The organism is Kribbella sp. CA-245084 (assembly GCF_050942355.1).
In the GTDB taxonomy this organism is placed as follows: domain Bacteria; phylum Actinomycetota; class Actinomycetes; order Propionibacteriales; family Kribbellaceae; genus Kribbella.
In genome coordinates this window covers 6,496,481-6,515,944 of record NZ_CP192053.1, presented here as the reverse complement: position 1 = coordinate 6,515,944, position 19,464 = coordinate 6,496,481, and the positions used below count along the sequence as shown (strand labels likewise).

Genomic DNA, 19,464 nt, shown 5'->3' with positions numbered 1-19,464 from the left:
CCGTCAGCGCTGTCCGGACTGGGCGTTGAACGCTTCGGTCGCGTGTTTGTCGTAGTCCTTCGCGGCGCCGGCGATGTCCGCGCCCTTGGCGATCTTCGAGAAGAACTGTTCGTTGTAGCTCTCGGTCTCCAGCGTCGCCTCGCCGGGCGTGGACGGCAGCGCTTGGCTCACGGTGGCTGCCTGCGCGCCGAGCTTCAGCACCTCAGGCACATTGCCCGTCGGCAGGAAGGCTGCGACCACCGGGAGCTGGTGGATCGTCCGGGTCATCGTCTGCTGGAACGTCTTGCCGGTGATGATCTTCAGCCAGTCGACGGCCATGTCCTTGTTCGGGCTGTTCTGGGCGATACCGATGGTCGAGCCGGCCACGATCACCGGCAGCGGCTTGCCCGCCTCGTAGCCGGGCATGATGAAGTAGCCGGCATCCGAAGCGGCCTTGGCGTTCTTCTCGGCGACCGCGCCCGGTTCCCACGCCTTGACGTAGATCATCGCGGCCTTCTGGTCGGCGAAGATCTGGTCCTGGTCGGGGCTGTCGGTGTTGGCGCCGATCGAGGACGGCGTCGAGCAGCCGTTCTGGAACTTCTTCCACTCCGCCAGGCCGGCCTGGTTCTCCGCGCTGCTCATCTGCGCGGTCCACTTGTTGTCCTGGTCGGTGGCGATGGTGCCGCCCTTGCCGAACAGGAACGGCATGCCGGCGAACCAGTACTGGCCGGGCATGTAGAACGCGGAGAAGTTCGGCGTCGAGGTGTGCGCCTTGGCGAGCTTCCCGCAGTCCGCGATCAGGTCGTCGACGGTCGCCGGCGGTTGGTCGATCCCCGCGGCGGCGAACATCTTCTTGCTGTACATGACGACTTTCGTCCCGCCGTACAGGGGAGTGGCGTAGAGCTTGTCCTGGTACATCGACGGTCCGGCGAGTCCGGCCAGCCACTGGTCGGACGACTCGAACTCGCCTTTCTTGTCGGTCAGCTCGGCCAGCGCGCCGGAGGCGGTCAGCATCGGGGTCTGGGTGTTGCCCATCTCGACGACGTCGGGCGGGTTGTCGGAGGCAAGCGCCGTGGTCAGCTTGGTGACGATGTTGTCCCACTGCTGTACTTCGACGGTCACCTTCACGTCGGGGTGTTTCTCGTTGAACTGCTTGGTGACATCGCCGATGATCTTGTTGTCACCGGGACCGCCGGTCATCATCCAGACCGTCAGTTTGTTCGTCGGCGCGGCCTTGCCCGGGCCGGAACCGCCGCACGCGGCCAGGCTGAGCGATATCGATGCGAGCAGAGCCAAGGTCTTCCAGGGCTTCATGCCAGTTCCTCTTCAGTGGATGGGTCGACGGCGCAGCTGTCCAGCTGGGCCACGACACCGGGGGCGGACGTAGTGATCGAGGCGACCTGGTGGCGGGCCACCCCGATCGCGGTGTAGTAACCACTCAGGGCGGCGGCCATCGCACCGAGCAGGCCGCCCGAATCCCCGAGCACAGACCGGCGCAGATCGCTGTGTACGCCGACCGTCTCGTACGTCTCGGCGCTCACCGACTCCAGCACGGAGTCGCTGAACGCACCGGAGAAGCCGCCGGTGAAGACCACCGTGCTCGGCTCGTAGGCCAGGGCAACGATCGACACCAGATGTAGCAGCGCCTCGTGGATCTCGTCGACCAGCCCGCCGAAACGGTCCGGTTCGGCGAACACCTCGTCGGCCTTCCTGAGTCGGTGACCGGCTTCGTGTGCGAGGGCGAGCAATCCGGCGCCGGACAGCAGGTCCCGTAGGCGTTCCTTGCGGCCCGGCAGTCGCAGCCGGCCGAACTCGCCGAGCAGACCCTCGGGCCCCGCGAGCACCTGCCGGTTGAACGCGACCGCCGAACCCAGACCAGTGCCCAGGCTGAGCAGGACGACGGTCTCGTCCCGGGGCAACTCGCCGTAGTGCAGCTCACCCAGCAATGCCAGGTTCGAATCGTTGTCGATGATCGTCGGTACGCCGAGCTCCGCGGCGACCGTCTCGACGAAGGTCGTGCCGAGGATCTGCGGCAGGTTGAACGCGCCGACCACGCGATCCTTGGTGGAGGCAACGACACCGGGCAGCCCGATCGCCACCGACGTGAGCGGTACGCCGTCGCCGTACCGCTCGACCAGTCCGAGCACCCGTGTCGCGATCCAGGACGCCAGCTCGGCGGCGGCCAGGTCCCGCGGTGTCTCGTCGCGACAGCGGATGATCGCCGTACCGATGCCGTCGGCGATCACCATCCGGCAGTAGGTGCCGCCGAGGTCGATCCCGCAGACCAACCCGGATCGCGGGTTGAATCCGAGCGCGGCTCCGGGCCGGCCGGGGCCGTCGCGGACGATCTTGTGCTGCTCGAGGGCCAGCCCGTCGGCCAGCAGATCGTCGACGATCCGGGCCACCGTGGCCCAGCTCAGTCCGGTCTGCTGCACCAGTTGCCGCCGGTCGATCCCGGCGCCGGACAGCAGCGCGGCGATGACCGCCCCGCGGTTCGCCGTCCGGGTGCCGACACTGCCTCGTTCGAGCTTCGCCATTTATTCTCACGGTGAATAGAATTGGTTGAGACTGAGACGCTAGTCCGGTCCGGCGGGCCGTGTCCAGGGATCGCGGAAACTTCCCGGTCTTTCGTTGGTACGGCCAATGACAGCCGAAACTGATCAGTCTGGACTGATGAGTTATGGTGGTCGGTATGGAGAGCTCAGCGTCCGCGGCACGCGCGGCGAGCGAGGTGCGGGTGGTCCTCGGCCGGGTCAAACGGCGGTTGACCGCGCTGGCCGACACCGACGATCTGACGCCCTCGCAGTCCTCGGTGCTGAGCCGGCTCGACAAGGACGGACCGGCGTCGGCGAGCGACTTGGCCACCGCGGAGCGGATCCGGCCGCAGTCGATCGCGGCGATCCTGGCCGCGCTGCGGCAGGCCGACCTGATCGAGCGGCACCCCGATCCACAGGACGGTCGCCGCCAGGTCGTGTCGCTGACGTCGGCCGGTCGCCACCGCCTGCAGGGCGATCGCAAGGTCCGGCAGGAGTGGCTGGCACAGACCCTGCAGGAACACTGCACCGAGGCCGAGCGCCAGAAGATCATCACCGCGCTGGCCCTCCTCGACCGAGCCATCGAGGCGGCCCGGTGACTGTCTTGTGATTGTCCGGGTGACTGCCCTGTGACGGCGGATCCGTCGAGGTTCGATCGGCGCCTGATTGCGCCGATGATCGTGGGTTCGGTGCTGAACCCGATCAACTCGTCGATGCTCGCGGTGGCGCTGATCCCGATCGGCGCGGCGTTCGGCGTACCGCCGTCGCAGACCGCGTGGCTCGTCACCGGCTTGTACATCGCGACCGCGGTCGGCCAGCCCGTGATGGGCCGGCTGGTCGACCTGTTCGGTCCGCGACCGCTGTACCTGATCGCGACCTCGCTGGTCGGCGTGGCCGGTTTGCTCGGTGCGCTGGCCCCGAACCTCGGCGTACTCGTAGGGTCCCGGGTTCTCCTCGGTCTTGGTACGTCGGCGGCGTACCCGGCCGCGATGTCCTTGATCCGCAGCGAGGCCGACCGGACCGGGATGGACACGCCCGCCGTCATCCTGAGCAGCCTGTCGGTCGCCAACCAGGTGATCGCGGTGATCGGGCCGACGCTCGGCGGCCTGTTGATCGGGCTCGGCGGATGGCATCTGATCTTCACGATCAACGTCCCGCTGTCGGTGATCTGCGTGGTGCTCGGCTCGCTGTGGCTGCCGCGCCGGGCACGGTCGCGCGGCGCCGGGGGACTGGACTATGCGGGGGTCGCGTTGTTCACCACGACGTTGACCTCGCTGATGTTGTTCCTGATGCAGCCGCGGCTCTCGCGGTGGTACGTACTGGTGCTTGCGCTGGTCCTGGGCGTGTCGTTCGTGATCACGCAGCTGCGCGTCGTCGCGCCGTTCATCGATCTGCGAGTGCTGGGCGGCAACCGTCCGCTGATCTTCACGTACGCGCGCCAGGTGCTTGCGTACGTCGGCGCGTACTCGTTCCTCTACGGCTTCACACAATGGCTGGAGGAGGCCCGCGGGCTCAGTGCTTCCTCCGCTGGTCTGCTCCTTCTACCACTGTCCCTGGCGGCGGTCGTGGTCACGCTGCTCACCGGCCGGCGCGCAGCGATCCGCGGCAAACTCGTTGCCGGAAGCATCTGTCTCGTGGCGGCCGCGGCCGGGCAGCTGTTCGTCGGCCCGAGTACGTCGATCTGGATCCTGGCCGTGGTCGGCGTCATCGCCGGCATCCCGCAGGGCCTGAACAACCTCGCCAACCAGACCGCCCTCTACCAGCAGGCCGATCCCGCCCGGATCGGCTCATCCGCCGGCCTGCTGCGGACCTGCGTGTACGTCGGTGCGCTCATCTCCGCCGCGGCCAACGCCCACTTCTTCCAGCACGGCGCTACGACGGCCGGACTGCACGAGATGGCGATCTTCCTGCTCGCCGTCGCCGGCCTGCTCGTGCTGGTGATCTTCGTGCAGCTTCCCGAATAATTTGGTTAAGAAGGTTTACTAATAGTCGGTGGACCGGGTAGCTTGCTGTTTCCGCCCCCATCACAGGAGACAGCCATGCTCCGACTGCACCGCCCACTCCTTCTGATCCTGACCATGACTCTGATCGCGGCGTCCGTCGTACTGGTCGCTGCCCGGCCCAGTGAGGCGGCGCCTGCCGCGTTCAAGCATCCGGGTGTCCTTGTCGACAAGGCGCAGCTCGACTTCGCTCGGCAGCAGGTCCTGGCCGGAGCCCAGCCGCAGAAGGCCGCGTACGACGCGATGAAGGCCAGCTCGTACGCCGCCTTGTCCTACACCCCGAAGCCGCGTGCGATCGTCGAATGCGGTTCGAGTTCGAACCCGAACAACGGGTGTTCGGACGAGCGTGACGACGCGCTCGCGGCGTACACGCACGCACTGCTCTGGTACATCACCCGCGACGACCGGTACGCCAAGAAGGCGATCCAGATCATGGACGCGTGGTCCGCCGTACTGAAGGACCACACCAACAGCAACGCGCCGCTGCAGACCGGCTGGTCCGGCGCCTCGTTCTCACGCGCCGGCGAGCTGATCAAGCACACGTACGGCGGTCAGTGGGCCCAGCGCGGGCGCTTCGAGAAGATGCTGCGCGACGTGTACCTGCCCGAAGTACGCAACGGAGCCGGCTGCAAGAACGGCAACTGGGAACTGATCATGACTGACGCCGCGATCGGCATCGCGGTGTTCCTCGACGACCACGCGGCTTTTGACAAGGCTTTGAGCATTTGGCGCGGCCGGCTGCCCGGCTATGTGTACGAGACGACCGACGGTGCGTACCCGAAGGCGCCGTCGACCTGCGCGAAGGACACTCGCGAGGAGATCGTCGACTACTGGCAAGGACAGTCGACGTTCTCGAACGGCCTCGCCCAGGAGACCTGCCGCGACTTCGGCCACACCGGCTGGGGCCTCACCGCTGCCACGCACGTCGCCGAGACCGCGTATCACCAAGGCGTCAACCTGTACGCCGAAGCGGGCAAGCGACTCACCGACGGCTACTACTTCCACACCCGCCTGGAGAACGGAGCCGCGGTCCCGTCGAACCTGTGCGGCGGCACGGTGAAGAAGGGCCTGGGAGCGGTCACCGAGGTGGTCTACAACCACTACCACAACCGCCTCGGCCAGCAGATGCCCACAACCCTCGCCTACACCGAGGCCAAACGCCCCGCCGGCGCGAACTACTTCTTCGCCTGGGAAACCCTGACCCACGCCAACAACCCACGCTGACGAATCGGGCCGGTCGACGAATCAGGCGCGGTAAGGAAGGCCCGCGGGGCGGCGAGTAGCTCCGCGGGCCTCCCGATCTGGGGTGATCCGGTGTCAGTCCCAGCTGAGTCCGCTGGACGACTGGTACTCGATCACTCGGGTCTCGAAGAAGTTCTTCTCCTTCTTCAGGTCCATCACCTCTGACATCCAGCCGAAGGGGTTCCGCGTTTCACCGAAGATCGGATCGATACCAATCTGTTCTGCACGGCGGTCGGTGATGAAGTGCATGTACTGCTCGCACAGCTCCGCCGTGAGGCCGAGCATGCCGTTCGGCATCGTGGACCGGCCGTACGCGACCTCGAGCTCGCACGCCTCGGTGAGCATCTGCCGGACCTCAGCCTGGAACTCGGTCGTCCACAGGTGCGGGTTCTCCTGCTTGATCTGGTTGATGCAGTCGATACCGAAGTTCAGGTGGATCGACTCGTCGCGCAGGATGTACTGGTACTGCTCGGCGATGCCGACCATCTTGTTCCGGCGGCCGAGCGACAGGATCTGCGCGAACCCGGTGTAGAACCACATCCCCTCGAACACCACGTAGAACGCGATCAGATCGCGCAGGAACGCGGTGTCGGTCTCCGGCGTACCGGTGCGGAAGTCCGGGTCCTCGAGGTGCTGGGTGTACTTCAGCGCCCAGGCGTCCTTGTCCGAGATCGACGGCACCTCGCGGTACATGTTGAACAGCTCGCCCTCGTCGAGCCCGAGCGACGTGCAGATGTACTGGAACGTGTGGGTGTGCACGGCCTCCTCGAACGCCTGGCGGAGCAGGTACTGCCGGCACTCGGGGTTGGTCAGCTGGCGATACACGGCGAGGACGATGTTGTTCGCGACCAGGGACTCCGCGGTTGCGAAGAAGCCGAGGTTGCGCTTGAGCATCAGCCGCTCGTCCTCGGTCAGGCCGTCCTTTGCCCCTGGTGGACGCCGCCAGAGTGAGATGTCGGCCTGCATGGAGACCTCGGTCGGCATCCAGTGGTTGTTGCACCCGGCAAGGTACTTCTCCCAGGCCCACGTGTACTTCAGCGGCAGCAACTGGTTGACGTCGGCCCGCGAGTTGATCATCGCCTTGTCGGCAACTTCGACTCGTGCCGCTCCAACGGAAATGGTGCTCACTGGCAGGCCTCGCAGTCGGGGTCTTCGATGGAGCAGACAGCTCCGGTCGGCTCTGGGATTGCTACTGGTACTGCAACTGGCACTGCCACTGGTACTGCGTTGAGTCGGCCGTCGGTTCCCTTGAGCGTGGACTTCTCCACGTGGGTTGCTGACTGGGAACGCAGGTAATAGGTCGTCTTGAGGCCATACCGCCAGGCCGACCGGTACAGCTCGTCGAGCGCACGACCCGACGGCTTCGCCATGTAGAGGTTCAGCGATTGGGCCTGGTCGATCCACTTCTGCCGGCGCGACGCCGCCTTCACCAACCACTGCGGGTCGATCTCGAACGCGGTCGCATACAGCTCCCGCACGTCCGCGGGGATGCGCTCGATACCGGCCAGCACACCGTCGTGGTACTTCAGGTCGGACACCATCACCTGGTCCCAGAGCCCGCGCGCCTTCAGCTCGGCGACCAGGTACGGGTTGGCGACCGTGAACTCACCGGACATGTTCGACTTCACGAACAGGTTGCTGTACGCCGGCTCGATCGACTGACTCACGCCGCAGATGTTGGAGATCGTGGCGGTCGGCGCGATCGCCATGACATTCGAGTTCCGCATGCCGTCGCGCAGTACCTTCGCCCGCAGCGCGTCCCAGTCCAGCCGCTTGCTCTCGTCGACGATCACGTCGCCGTTGCGGGCGGACGTCAGCAGCTCGAGCGAGTCGATCGGCAGGATCCCCTCGCTCCACAGCGACCCGTCGTACGTCGAATAGCGCCCGCGCTCGGCAGCGAGATCACTCGACGCCTCGATCGCGTGGTAGCTGATCTGCTCCATCGAACTGTCCGCGAACTCGACCGCGGCATCCGACGAGTACGGGATCCGCAGCGCGAACAGCGCGTCCGCGAAGCCCATCAGCCCGAGGCCGACCGGACGGTGGCGCTGGTTGGCCCGCTCCGATTCCGGGGTCGTGTAGAAGTTCACGTCGATGACGTTGTCGAGCATCCGGACCGCGGTCTTGACCGTGTCCCGGAGCAGCTCGGCATCGAGGCCGTCCCCGGTGAGATGCGCGACCAGGTTGACCGAACCTAGGTTGCAGACCGCGGTCTCCTCGACCGTGGTGTTGAGGGTGATCTCGGTGCACAGATTCGACGAGTGGACGACACCGTCGTGCTGCTGCGGCGAACGCAGGTTGCAGGCGTCCTTGAACGTGATCCACGGATGCCCGGTCTCGAATAGCACCGTCAGCATCCGCCGCCACAGGTCGACAGCCTTGACCCGCTTGAACACCCGGACCTCACCACGATCCGCCGCCGCCTCGTACGCGACGTACGCCTCGGCAAACGCCGCGCCGTACAGATCATGCAGATCGGTCACCTCATTGGGCGAGAACAACGTCCACTCGCCACCAGCCTCAACCCGCTGCAAGAACAGATCCGGCACCCAGTTCGCCGTATTCATGTCATGCGTCCGCCGACGCTCGTCCCCAGTGTTCTTCCGGAGATCGAGAAACTCCTCGACATCGATATGCCAAGTCTCCAAATACGCACACACCGCGCCCTTGCGCTTGCCACCGTTGTGAGCCAGTCCGGCGACTGTCATGTAGGACTCGTCGATATCGACCTCGAGATCGTGCACGACCGGAACCATCGGCGTCCTGCGGACCTCGCGTACCCGGGAGAAGACCATGCCTTCGTGTGTGATCCAGTTGAGCTTCTCGACCGGTGTCACGCCCAGCACTTCGGCGATCCCAGGGACCGCCGGAATGCGGAGATCGTAGGCGTGCACCGGCTTCGAGAAGGCGATCTCGGAGCCGTCCGAACGACGTCCGACGTGTTCACCTTCGCGGATCCGGAACTGGCCGGCGGTGGGAACCCCCAGACGGAGCAGTTGGTAGCGCATGCCGCTGGCCAGCCCGCGCGAGGTGCTCGTGAAGTAGATCTCCTTCCCGCGTGAGATGCCGCCGTCCGTTTCGAGCAGACCACGGATGAGCGCGCGAGTGTGGCCGAGTGGCAGATGCGCCAGTCGCCGCGCGATGCGCTTGGAGTGCGCGTCGTCGTACAGGTCGTCGTACGTGAACGGCAACGTCGCCTCGCCGGGGCCGGCGATCCGGCCGGTGAGTGAATCCCGGCGAGGGCCTCGTCCGGCAGCCCAGTGGATCTGCTGGTAGGTGTCACCGCGACCGGTCTCCCAGAAGTGGATCGACCGGGCAGCGAGGTAGGCGCGAACGAAGGCGAGATGCGTGTCGCGCTGTGGGTTGCCGGACACGCCCCACTGGTTTCGGTCCTTCGACAGGTGTCCGTCACCGAGCAGGATGCCGTACAGCCGTGCGTCGTCCTCGGTCAGATCCCGGACCGGGACGATCTCTTCCGGTACGACCTGAGCGATGTAGTCCCCCTTGCTGAGCATGCCTGCCTCGACCCATCCGGCAGTGACCTTGCCGTTCGCGAGCCACCGGTAGGTGCGCTCGTTGCTCTGCTCCATCGGCACACCCTGGATCGCGTAGAACGGGTGTCCGGCGGTTACGAGCAACGGGTCGATCGAGTGCTTGACGTCGACCTCGACCATCGGGCCGTCCTGGTCGTACACGAAGGTCTTCGTCACCTCGCGATACCGGCCACTCGCGCCGAGGACCAGGTCACCGACGGCGATGTCACTGATCGGCTGTGCACCCGCGGCGGTGTAGACGAGGGTCTCGGGACCGAAGCACTGGTTCACAGCTACGGCGGTGTCGTTGGCTATTTTGAGGAAGGGGACGACGCCCTGGGACTCGCCGTTGGTGCCGCGGATTTTGGCGCCGATGCCGCGGACCGGGGTCCAGTCGTTGCCGAGGCCGCCGGAGTACTTCGCGAGGAGAGCGTTGTTGCGGATGCCGCTGAAGATGCCGGCCAGGTCGTCCTCGACCGTGGTCAGGAAGCAGGACGAGAGCTGCGGCCGGGTGGTGCCGGAGTTGAACAGCGTCGGCGTCGACGACATGAACCGGAACGAGCTGAGCAGTTCGTAGAACTGGATCGCCCGCGCCTCCCGGTCGTCCTCGCGCAGCGCCATCCCCATCGCGACCCGGAGGAAGAACGCCTGCGGCAGCTCGTATCGAACCTTGTCGAGGTGCAGGAGATACCGGTCGTACAGCGTCTGCAGGCTGAGGAACGTGAAGTCCAGATCGGCCTCGGGCCTGATCGCGGCGGCGAGCCGCTCGAGGTCGAATGTGCCGAGCTCGGGGTCGAGCTGGCCGGCCTCGATCCCGGTCCGGATGTACTGCGGGAAATAGGTCGCGTAGGCCTCGGCCATCTCGGCCTGGCTGGCCTGCCGCGGCTCGCCGTGGACACGCCCCAGCGCCTCGCGCCGGATCTGGTCCAGCAGCAACCGGGACGCGGCAAAGCTGTACTGCGGCTCGGTCTCGACGAAGCCGCGCGCGGCCATCACCAGCGCTAGCTCGACCTCGTGCTGCGCGATGCCGTCGTAGCAGGCGCCGAGCGTCTCGTTGAGGATCAGCTCGGGGTCGACCGCGTCGAGCCCGGCTGCCGCCTCCGCGACGATCACTCGCAGCCGGTCGACGTCGAGTGGGGACCGGGTGCCGTCGGCCGCGCGGACGGTCAGCGCCGGCTTCTCGGTCACGCCGGCCGCATCGGCAGGCGTGCGAGCCTTGGTCCGCTCCTCGCGGTACAGCACGTAGGCGCGGGCGACCTGGTGCTCGCCGGCGCGCATCAGCGCCAGCTCGACCTGGTCCTGGATGTCTTCGACCTGGACGCTGCGGCGCGCGTCGCCGCGGCTGGTGAGGGCTCCGACGACCCGGCCGGTCAGGTCGGTCACCAGGTCGCGGACCCGGTGGGTGGCGCCGGCGTCGGCGCCCTCGACCGCGAGGAAAGCCTTCGTGACGGCGACGGAGATCTTGGTGGCGTCGAACGGCGTACTGCTGCCGTCGCGACGGATGACGGTGAGCTCGATCGGCTGGTCTGCCGCGATCCCCGAGAACGGGGACGGGGATGCAGCCGTTGAGGAAGCAAGGGTCACAGGTGTGCTCTCCACAAGAGTTCGGAAGCCTGGAACCACGCGAGCAGGCGCACGACGGGACCGGCAGCACCGGCCGGGAACACTGCCGTCACGCCCTGCGACCCACCCGCGAGGTCTCGGACCGCATGCACCGGCGGTGCATGCGCCGGTGGCAGGTATCCGGACTTGCGGACGCCTCTCGACAGCACGTCCGCTCACCGTTGCGGGGCAGCTCCGGACTCGCACCGGATTCCCCTGTTGCCTCGGACTGGCCCACATCTTGTGGTGCCGACCACTCCGAACCACCAGCAGTAGTGATGCTAGGCCGAGAGATCTACATCTTGTGGTAGCGCCACGCCGCGTGTCGCACATCTTGTGGTCGCCGATCTCACGCCGCGACCGCGTAGAGGTCCTGGAGCGTCATGATCTCCGAGCCGTGGTGGATCAGCTCGCGATTCAGCCGCAGCACGACATGGCCGAACGGCTCGCCGGCATCCAGCTCGTTGGCCTGGCTCAACCCGACCGTCATCACCTGGTCCTCGTCCAGTGCAGCGATCGCGTCGCGCCACGCCTCGACCCAGTAGGTCAGCCAGGCGACCGCGTCGCGCGCGTTGCCGTGCAGGTTGATGTCGGCGCGCCCTTGCTGACTCGCGCCGAACGTCCACTCCCACCGCTCGAAGAAGGTCTCGGTCAGATGGGCGATCAACCAGGCGATCGTGCGGGGACCGCGATGGTCCGGCTCATCGGGCCACTGTGCGACCCATTCGCCGGATCCGAGTGATCGGAAGTGACCGGCGTAGTGCCGCCGGACGACGGTCAGCGCCTCGCTGCTCGGTCGCCAGAAGTACTGCTCGTCGGTCAACTGCGCGAGTCGGCCGGACAGCACCATCCAGCTGAAGCCGAGCTGGCCGCGCACCATGGCCATCGCCGATGGCTTGTGCAGGATGTCCCAGTCGAACGCCTCCGACATCACTTCTCCCCTGTACGATCGAACATATGTTCGAATTCTTGCTCGCCGGGGAGACGAAAGTCAATTCACTGGTGTGTCGGTTCTGGCCTCGATGGAACGGGTCTGCTAGGTGCCTCGATCCGGGTGTCCGCGGCCGGGCTGGCGAAGCGGCGTTCGAGCAGCGTGAAGGCGTCGATCAGCTCGGGCGCCTCGTAGACGCGATTGCGCCGGCCGTCGGTGACCTCGCGCAGGATGCGCGCCTCGACCAGCCGGGCGAGCCCTTGGTTGGCGGCCTGCTGCGAGCGGTCGATGAGCTGCGCCGCGGCGGCGAGTGTGAGGACCGGCGCGGCGGGCAGCGCGTCGATGAGCAGTTCGGTCGCGGAGCCCGCCCGGACCGGCGCCGCACGTTCCCGCCAGGCGGCCTTGAGGTCGACGGCGGTCTGCTCGAAGCGCGCGGCTTCGGCGGTCGCGTGTGTGCAGGCCATCGCGAACATCCGCAGCCACGGGTTCGCGGCAGCGCGGGCCTTCGGGGTCGTCGCGCGTCCGACGTACCGGAAGGCGGTCAGGGCGTCGACGTACTCCGTTGCGTGCGTCGCGAGCGAGAGCGATACCGGCGGCACGGTCCGCGTGACCAGGCCTTCGGCGCGCAGGATCAGGTGGATCAGCGCGCGCCCGGTCCGGCCGTTGCCATCGGCGAACGGGTGGATGGTCTCGAACTGCGCGTGCGCTATCGCGGCCTTCGCAAGGACGGGCAGCCGCGACTCGCGGACGAACGTGATCAGGTCCTCGAGCAGCTCGGGGATCAGCTGCGCCGGCGGCGGGACGTAGTACGCCTCGGCGGGGGAGCGGCCGCCGATCCAGTTCTGCAGGTAGCGGATCTCGCCCGCGTACTCCGAGTGCGGCGACTGCGCCATCAGCAGGCGATGCGCCTCGAGCAGATGCTCGACCTCGAGCTTGTCGCCGGCCTGCACGGACTCGGTCACCCAGGTCATCGCGTCGACCGCGCCGAGCACCTCCTCGGCCGTCACGTCCCGCGTTCGCTCCCGCAGTACGTCGGCCTTCAGCAGCCGTCGCGCTCCGACGACGAGCCCCTCGATGTGCGACGACCCGACGGCCTCGGCCCGCAGCAGCAGTCGAGCCAGCGCCTCGCTGTTCGTCAGCACGGCCGCGGTGGCGTCGAGCCGCGCCAGATCGCCCGCGGCGTCCTCGAGCACCGCGAGTACGTCGTCGCTCAGGTCGAACTCACGCCCGACCAGCGGATCGGGGAAGTACAGCTCGTACGACCCGCCGAGCCGCTCCGCCCGGGTGAACCCGTCGGGGTGTCCGGGCCACCGATGTAACTCCACCCGTGCCATACCCTTATTCAACCTTATCCACAAACCTTGAACAAGACTTGTGGATGTGAGCGCACCAGCCTGTGGACCCAGCTGTGGACCTGGCTGTGGGCAGACTGCTGGCTGTGACTCTCGACGCGCAGACCCTGGAGATGGTGGCCGCCAACGAAGCCGACTGGGACGCCCGGGCGCCGCTGCACGCGGCGAGCGACTTCTACGACCGGCCCGCGGAGTTCTGGTTCGCCGACTACGAGTGGGAGGATCTCGGGCCGCTCGAGGGTCGCGACGTACTGCACCTGCAGTGTCATCTGGGCACCGAGACGATCGCGTTCGCGCGCCGGGGCGCTCGGACCAGCGGGCTCGATCTGTCGAGCGAGTCGTTGGAGGCCGCGCGACGGATCGCTGACGAGGCGGGCGTCGAGGTCGACTACGTGCACGCGAACGTCTACGACGCCGTCGATGCGGTCCAGGGCAAGCAGTTCGACATCGTCTACACCGGCAAGGGCGCGCTCTGCTACCTCCCTGACCTGAAGGAGTGGGCCGAGGTCGTCCGCGACCTCCTCAAGCCTGGTGGCGCTCTCTACATCGTCGAGTTCCACCCGCTGCTGAACTCACTCCGCGAGGTCTCACTCCCCGGCGAGTCCGACGAGTTGGTCCTCCGTGCCGACTATCTCGAAGGCCGCGGCCCGATCGCCCACGACTCCACCGTCACCTACACCGGCGACGAGGTCCCGGGCCGCCAGACCAGCTACGAATGGCGCCACGGCCTCGGCGAAATCACCACCACCCTCGCCACCGCCGGCTTCCACCTCACCAGCTTGCGCGAGTCCGAAGTACTCCCTTGGCCCCGCTGGTCGACCATGCAACAGACCCCGGAAGGCTGGTGGCGCCTCCCGGACGACGCCCCACGCATCCCGCTCCTGTTCGCCCTGAAGGCGACCAAGCCATGAGCCGCAACGAGCGCGAGCAAGATCTCATCGCCTACTACTCCAACGAGATCGGAGCGCGGACCGACCGCGCTCTGCCCGAGCCGCGGGTCGCCCGTCGCGATGCCTTCCTCACCCGGCTGCGCGACGAGGGCCGGCACAGTGTCGTCGAGCTGGGTTGCGGCCCCGGGCGGGACGGCGAGGCGATCGCTGGGGCTGGTTTCGCGTACACCGGGGTCGACCTCTCGCCGGCGAGCGTTGAGGCCTGTCGGTCGCTCGGGCTGGATGCCCGGGTGGCGTCGGTGCTCGAGTTGCCGTTCGAGGACGGGACGTTCGACGCGGGATGGACGATGAGCACCTTGCTGCACGTCGCCGACGAGGATCTGGACCAGGCACTCGGTGAGATCGTTCGGGTGCTGCGGCCGGGCGCGCCGTTGGCGGTCGGGCTGTGGGGGAGTGCGAGCGGCGGCGAGAACGTGTGGGACGACGGAAAGGGCTATGGGCCCGGGCGGTTCTTCAGCATTCGCACCGACGACGGACTCCGTGCAGTGCTCGAGCGGTACGGCGTGCTGACGGAGTGGGCGACCTGGGACGACGAGAGCGCCCTGCACTACCAATGGGCCGTGGTCAGCGCTTCTTAGTGCCGCGGAAGGCTACGTAGATCAGGGCGACGCCGAAGGCGGCGACGATCGGGCCGACTGTTGCCCAGACGGTGTTGCCGGTCATGGAGCTGCCCTTGACGTAGCCGAGGCCTTGCAGGGTCCAGACGCCGCCGATCGCGATGAGCAGTGCGGCGATGGCAATGGCGACGATCTTTCCCATGGGGCGAGGTTATCCGAGGAGCGCGTCGCAAAGGGTCACGAGTTGGCGGCGGAGTGGGCGGGCGCGATCGGCGAAGGATCGCTGGGCTGCTGTGTACTCGGCTTTGCCCTCGGGCGTCTCGATGCGGACCGGCGCGTAGCCGAGCGGGGCCAGGTCGTACGGCGACGCCTGCATGTCGAGCGTGCGGATGTCGCGGGCGAGCTCGAAGCAGTCCAGCAGCAAGGGGCTTGGCGTGAAGGGCATGAGCTTGGATGCCCACTTGTAGAGGTCCATGTTGGCGTGCAGACAGCCGCCTTGCTCCAACGCCGGCTGAGACTCGCGCGTCGGCTGCAACACATTGAGCGGTCGCGCCGACTTCGTGAAGAAGCGGAACGCGTCGAAGTGCGAGCAGGCGACCTTGTGCGACTCGACGACCTGATCGGTGCCCTCGGCCCCTAACCGCAGCGGCCACTTCTCATGCCGTACGTCGGATGTCTGGTAGACCATCGCCCACTCGTGCAGGCCGAAACAGCCGAACTGCGGTTGCCGATCCAGCGTCGACGCCAGCAGCCGCCGGATCCACGTGATGGTGTCCGCACGGCGCGTGATCTCCGCAGGGTCGAGCGAGGCCGTCCCGTCGATGACGACGTAGCCGCGACGGTCGGCGTACTCCGATGCGTCGAGCAACCGCACGCCAGGGCCGGGATGCCAGACGCGGAGCTGATTCGGGCGGGTGGAGTAATAGGTGAAGAGGAAATCCTCGACCGGGTGCGCCTCACGACGCTCGCGGCGCTCGAGATGGCCCGCCACCAACCCGTCGACACGAGCCCAGTGGTCCATCGCGTACGACGACCACTCGGCTAAGGGGAGCGTGGTGGTCATAGGTCCAGGGAGAAGGCGTACAGGTCGACGCCCGGGATGGGGGCCCAGTCGCGTTCAGGGAGACGGGTGAAGCCCAGGCGCTCGTAGATGCGGTGGGCTCCGGTCATATAGGTGGCACTGCTCAAGACCACCCGGCGGAGGCCCAGTTCGCGCGACCGTTCTATACAGCGCTCGGTCAGCGCCGTGCCGATGCCTTGCCCGCGGGCTCTTCCGGCGACGCCGAGCATGCGGAACTCGCCCTCGTCGTCGCGGCCGATCTCCCGGTAGACAGAGCCGACCGGGCAATAGGTCACCGTGCCGAGCAGGCCCTCGCCGTCCACCGCGACCCACAGCTCGGCCTTGGCGGCGCGGTCGGCGGCGGCGCGGAGCGTCATCGCGTACTGGCCGCGGACGAATCCGTCGTGCGAGTACGCCTGCACGGTCAACTCACCGACAGCGTCGTACTCAGACGGCAGCGCAAGGCGAATAGTCACCAGCTAACTGTCTCATCCGGACCCGACGGTAGGCTCGGCCCGTGCGTATCGCCAGATTCTCTGTGGATGACGAGCCGAAGTACGGCGTGGTCGAGACCGACGACCCCGAAGGACTCGTCGGGACGGTCAACGTTCTCGACTCGGACCCGCTCTACCGCCCGGTGCAGTTCACCGGCGAGCGGTTGCAGCTCGCCGACGTCCGGCTGCTCGCGCCGGTCATTCCGCGCAGCAAGGTGGTCTGCGTCGGCCGCAACTACGCGGCGCATGCCCAGGAGCTCGGCAACGACGTGCCCGAGCAGCCGCTGATCTTCCTGAAGCCGAACACGAGCGTGATCGGCCCGCGGGACGGCATCGTCTACCCGGAGCAGACCAGTGACCTGAATTTCGAGGGTGAGCTGGCGATCGTGATCGGCCGGATCTGCCGGGACCTGCCCAGGGAGCGGGCCAACGAGGTGATCTTCGGCTACACGGTCGCCAACGACGTGACCGCGCGCGACCTGCAGAAGACCGACGGGCAGTGGGCCCGGGCCAAGGGGTACGACACGTTCTGCCCGCTCGGTCCGTGGATCAGCACCGAGCTCGACGCGTCCGACCTGCGGGTCAGCACCGAGCTGAACGGCGAGCCCAAGCAGGACGGGCGGACGTCGCAGTTCATCTTCGACATCCCCGACGTGCTGGCCTACATCACGTCCTTCACGACGCTGCTGCCCGGCGACGTGGTGCTCACCGGCACCCCGGCGGGGGTCGGGCCGATGCTGCCCGGTGACGAGGTCTCGGTCACCGTCGAAGGCCTCGGAACTCTGACTAACAAGGTGATCGTGCGTGACTGATGACGTACTGGGAGACCTCGAGCCCAGCAAGGTCCGAGTGCGCTTCCCACCCTCGCCGACGGGCCTGCTGACCGTCGGCAACATCCGCAGCGCGCTGTTCAACTGGGCCTTCGCCCACCATTACGGCGGCAAACTGGTGCTGCGGATCGAGGACACCGATACCGCCCGCAACACCGAAGAGGGCTACCAGTACACCTACGACTCGCTGCGCTGGCTCGGCCTCACCTGGGACGAAGGCCCCGGGGCCGGCGGCGACTACGGGCCGTACCTGCAGTCCGAGCGCATGGACGTGTACGCCGACGTCGTCGCGAAGCTGCTCGCCGCGAACAAGGCGTACCACTGCTACTGCTCGCAGGAGGAGCTCGACCAGCGCCGCGAGGCCGCGCGCACCGCCGGTGAGCACAGCGGGTACGACGGCCACTGCCGCAACCTGACGCCCGAGCAGATCCAGGCGTACGTCGAGGAAGGCCGCCGCCCCGTGGTGCGGCTGCTGATGCCGGACCGCCCGATCGTGTTCGACGACCTCGTCCGCGGCGAGATCACGTTCCTCCCGGAGAACCTCGGCGACTACGTCCTGGTCCGCGCGAACGGCTACCCGCTCTACCCGCTGGTGAACCCGGTCGACGACGCGCTGATGGAGATCAGCCATGTACTGCGCGGCGAGGACCTGCTCTCGTCGACGCCGCGGCAGATCGCGCTGTATGAGGCGCTGGCCGAGATCGGGGTCGGCAACGGCCGGACGCCGCGGTTCGGGCACCTGCCGTTCGTGATGGGCGAGGGCAACAAGAAGCTGTCCAAGCGCGACCCGGGCTCCGGCCTCGGCGAGTACATGCAGCGCGGCTTCCTGCCCGAGGGCCTGCTGAACTACCTCGCGCTGCTCGGCTGGTCGATCGCCGACGACCGCGACGTGTTCACGATGGACGAGATGGTCAAGGCCTTCGACATCCGCAAGGTGAACTCGAACGCGGCCCGGTTCGACCCGAAGAAGTGCGAGGCGATCAACGCGGCGCACATGCGGATGCTGCCGCCGGAGGACTTCGCCCAGCGGACGATCCCGTTCCTGGCCGGTGCCGGCGTGCTGCCGGCGGAGCCGTCTGCGGATCAGCTCGCGACGCTGCAGGCCGCCGTACCGCTGGTGCAGGAGCGGATGAACATGTTGTCCGAGTCGGTCGACATGCTCGGGTTCCTTTTCGTCGACGAGGACGCGTTCACGATCGATCCGGACGCCGCCGCGAAGGTGCTGACCGGCGACGCCGGCGCCGTGCTCGATGCCTCGGCCAAGGCGCTCGGTGATTGTGAGTGGACGACCGAGGCGATCGAGGCGGCCCTGCGGGCGTCGCTTATCGACGGCCTCGGGCTGAAGCCGAAGAACGCGTTCGGCCCGGTCCGGGTGGCGATCTCCGGTCGCCGGATCTCGCCGCCGTTGTTCGAATCGCTCGAGTTGCTCGGCCGGGAGAAATCCCTGCGCCGGCTCGAGCAGGCCCGGCGTACGACGTCATCGCTGTCATGAGCGAGCTGAGCCCGCGGACGCCGTACCAGCGGCTGCTGCGCAACCCTGATGCCCCGCGTGGGTACGTCGTGCTGGGCGCGCTGACCATCCTGGTCGGCTGGATGATCGCCAGCCTCATCATCCTCGGCATCCAGCAGGCGATCCGGAAGGATCCCGAGGGCACGCTGTCCTGGTTCGGCCTGCTCGCGACAAACCTGACGTTGATCGTGCTGATCCCGCTCAGCATGCTCGTCGCCCGCAAGCTCAACCGGCAAGGACCGGGGCTGCTGTCCTCGGTGGCAGGCGGTCTGCGATGGAAGCCGCTGGCCTGGTTCGCCCTCGCGGCGATCGTCATCGAGCTGCTCGCGCTCGCTGTCGTCCAGTTCGGCGACATCCAGCTCGCCACCGGCGAGCGGCACAGCGGTGGCGCGGCGCCGGATGCGATCGCGGTCATCGTCGTCACGCTGTTCACCTCGACGTTCCAGGCCGCGGGGGAGGAGTACTACTTCCGCGGGTACCTGCTGCAGGCGATGGGCGCGCTGGTTCGCAGTACGGCGATCGTCGTCGTGGTGACCGCGCTGCTGTTCACGGCGGCCCACGGGATCTGGCCGTGGCAGAGTCCGGCGCTGTTCGTGGACCGGCTCGCGTTCGGGCTGGTCGCGGCGGTGCTCGTCGTACGCACCGGTGGCCTGGAGGCGTCGATCTCGGCGCACGCGGCCAACAACGTGGTGACGTTCATCTTCGCGGCGCTGACCGACACCGTCGGCGCGAGCCTCGGCGTGAAGGATGCGCCGTGGTCGCTGGTCACGGTCGATGTGGTGAAGTTCGTCGCGTTCGGAGCGGTCGCGCTGGTGATCGCGCGCCGGCTCGGGCTGACCGCCGACAACCGCAAGAGTCTGGTGTGACGGGAGTGACAACGCGCCGGAGGG

17 protein-coding genes and 1 riboswitch are annotated in these 19,464 nt (G+C 67.3%); of the genes, 8 read left to right on the top strand and 9 right to left on the bottom strand.

The window, feature by feature from the left end; all coding sequences use genetic code 11:
• Positions 1–3: 3 nt before the first annotated feature.
• Positions 4–1,293: an extracellular solute-binding protein gene (locus ACQPYH_RS30995; protein ID WP_432878469.1), complete on the bottom strand. Its 1,290-nt coding sequence runs from the start codon at positions 1,291–1,293 to the stop codon at positions 4–6.
• Complete coding sequence (locus ACQPYH_RS30990; RefSeq protein WP_432878466.1) at positions 1,290–2,516, bottom strand: ROK family protein; 1,227 nt, start codon at positions 2,514–2,516, stop codon at positions 1,290–1,292. Before ACQPYH_RS30990 ends, ACQPYH_RS30995 begins: the two co-directional genes overlap by 4 nt.
• Positions 2,517–2,671: 155 nt before the next feature.
• Between ACQPYH_RS30990 and ACQPYH_RS30985 the strand changes: the two genes are divergently transcribed.
• From ACQPYH_RS30985 to ACQPYH_RS30975, 3 genes are all read left to right on the top strand, one after another.
• Positions 2,672–3,112, top strand: a complete 441-nt coding sequence (locus ACQPYH_RS30985) for a MarR family winged helix-turn-helix transcriptional regulator (RefSeq protein ID WP_432878463.1) — start codon at positions 2,672–2,674, stop codon at positions 3,110–3,112.
• Between the two features lie 75 nt (positions 3,113–3,187).
• A complete protein-coding gene (locus ACQPYH_RS30980; RefSeq protein ID WP_432878460.1) occupies positions 3,188–4,477 on the top strand; it encodes an MFS transporter in 1,290 nt (429 codons plus the stop codon).
• A 75-nt stretch (positions 4,478–4,552) separates the two neighbouring features.
• Complete coding sequence (locus ACQPYH_RS30975; RefSeq protein WP_432878457.1) at positions 4,553–5,737, top strand: alginate lyase family protein; 1,185 nt, start codon at positions 4,553–4,555, stop codon at positions 5,735–5,737.
• A gap of 93 nt (positions 5,738–5,830) precedes the next feature.
• Here ACQPYH_RS30975 and ACQPYH_RS30970 read toward each other — a convergent pair whose 3' ends face one another.
• The 4 genes from ACQPYH_RS30970 to ACQPYH_RS30955 all read right to left on the bottom strand — a co-directional run bounded on the left by ACQPYH_RS30970 (position 5,831) and on the right by ACQPYH_RS30955 (position 13,155).
• Complete coding sequence (locus ACQPYH_RS30970) at positions 5,831–6,883, bottom strand: ribonucleotide-diphosphate reductase subunit beta (protein ID WP_432878455.1); 1,053 nt, start codon at positions 6,881–6,883, stop codon at positions 5,831–5,833.
• Entirely contained in the window at positions 6,880–10,872 is a 3,993-nt protein-coding gene (locus ACQPYH_RS30965) for a ribonucleoside-diphosphate reductase subunit alpha (RefSeq protein WP_432878453.1), read from the bottom strand. Before ACQPYH_RS30965 ends, ACQPYH_RS30970 begins: the two co-directional genes overlap by 4 nt.
• Positions 10,873–11,005: 133 nt before the next feature.
• A riboswitch (cobalamin riboswitch) is annotated at positions 11,006–11,173 on the bottom strand.
• A gap of 66 nt (positions 11,174–11,239) precedes the next feature.
• On the bottom strand, positions 11,240–11,821 hold the full coding sequence (locus ACQPYH_RS30960; protein ID WP_432878450.1) for a DinB family protein: 582 nt from the start codon (positions 11,819–11,821) through the stop codon (positions 11,240–11,242).
• Positions 11,822–11,886: 65 nt separating this feature from the next.
• A complete protein-coding gene (locus ACQPYH_RS30955) occupies positions 11,887–13,155 on the bottom strand; it encodes a Fic family protein (RefSeq protein WP_432878448.1) in 1,269 nt (422 codons plus the stop codon).
• 104 nt (positions 13,156–13,259) lie between these two features.
• Here ACQPYH_RS30955 and ACQPYH_RS30950 point away from each other — a divergent pair, with 104 nt between their 5' ends.
• Positions 13,260–14,084, top strand: a complete 825-nt coding sequence (locus ACQPYH_RS30950; RefSeq protein WP_432878445.1) for a class I SAM-dependent methyltransferase — start codon at positions 13,260–13,262, stop codon at positions 14,082–14,084.
• Positions 14,081–14,701, top strand: coding sequence for a class I SAM-dependent methyltransferase (locus ACQPYH_RS30945; RefSeq protein ID WP_432878444.1), 621 nt, complete (start codon positions 14,081–14,083; stop codon positions 14,699–14,701). The genes ACQPYH_RS30950 and ACQPYH_RS30945 overlap by 4 nt, the downstream gene beginning before the upstream one ends.
• Here the strand turns inward: ACQPYH_RS30945 and ACQPYH_RS30940 are convergent.
• The 3 genes from ACQPYH_RS30940 to ACQPYH_RS30930 are packed head-to-tail and all read right to left on the bottom strand — an operon-like array spanning position 14,688 to position 16,216.
• Positions 14,688–14,882: a hypothetical protein gene (locus ACQPYH_RS30940; protein WP_432878441.1), complete on the bottom strand. Its 195-nt coding sequence runs from the start codon at positions 14,880–14,882 to the stop codon at positions 14,688–14,690. The two genes, ACQPYH_RS30945 and ACQPYH_RS30940, sit on opposite strands and share 14 nt — an antisense overlap.
• A 9-nt stretch (positions 14,883–14,891) precedes the next feature.
• On the bottom strand, positions 14,892–15,743 hold the full coding sequence (locus tag ACQPYH_RS30935) for a 3-methyladenine DNA glycosylase (protein ID WP_432878438.1): 852 nt from the start codon (positions 15,741–15,743) through the stop codon (positions 14,892–14,894).
• On the bottom strand, positions 15,740–16,216 hold the full coding sequence (locus ACQPYH_RS30930; RefSeq protein ID WP_432878435.1) for a GNAT family N-acetyltransferase: 477 nt from the start codon (positions 16,214–16,216) through the stop codon (positions 15,740–15,742). Before ACQPYH_RS30930 ends, ACQPYH_RS30935 begins: the two co-directional genes overlap by 4 nt.
• A gap of 41 nt (positions 16,217–16,257) precedes the next feature.
• Here ACQPYH_RS30930 and ACQPYH_RS30925 point away from each other — a divergent pair, with 41 nt between their 5' ends.
• From ACQPYH_RS30925 to ACQPYH_RS30915, 3 genes are read left to right on the top strand one after another with little or no spacing between them, the layout of a single operon-like run.
• The gene (locus tag ACQPYH_RS30925) at positions 16,258–17,046 is read left to right on the top strand and encodes a fumarylacetoacetate hydrolase family protein (protein WP_432878433.1); all 789 of its coding nucleotides are present in this window, start codon (positions 16,258–16,260) and stop codon (positions 17,044–17,046) included.
• A complete protein-coding gene (gltX, locus tag ACQPYH_RS30920) occupies positions 17,039–18,556 on the top strand; it encodes a glutamate--tRNA ligase (protein ID WP_432878430.1) in 1,518 nt (505 codons plus the stop codon). Before ACQPYH_RS30925 ends, gltX begins: the two co-directional genes overlap by 8 nt.
• Positions 18,553–19,440 carry a lysostaphin resistance A-like protein gene (locus ACQPYH_RS30915; RefSeq protein WP_432878427.1) on the top strand — a complete coding sequence of 296 codons (888 nt, stop codon included), beginning with the start codon at positions 18,553–18,555 and terminating at the stop codon, positions 19,438–19,440. Before gltX ends, ACQPYH_RS30915 begins: the two co-directional genes overlap by 4 nt.
• Positions 19,441–19,464 lie beyond the last annotated feature (24 nt).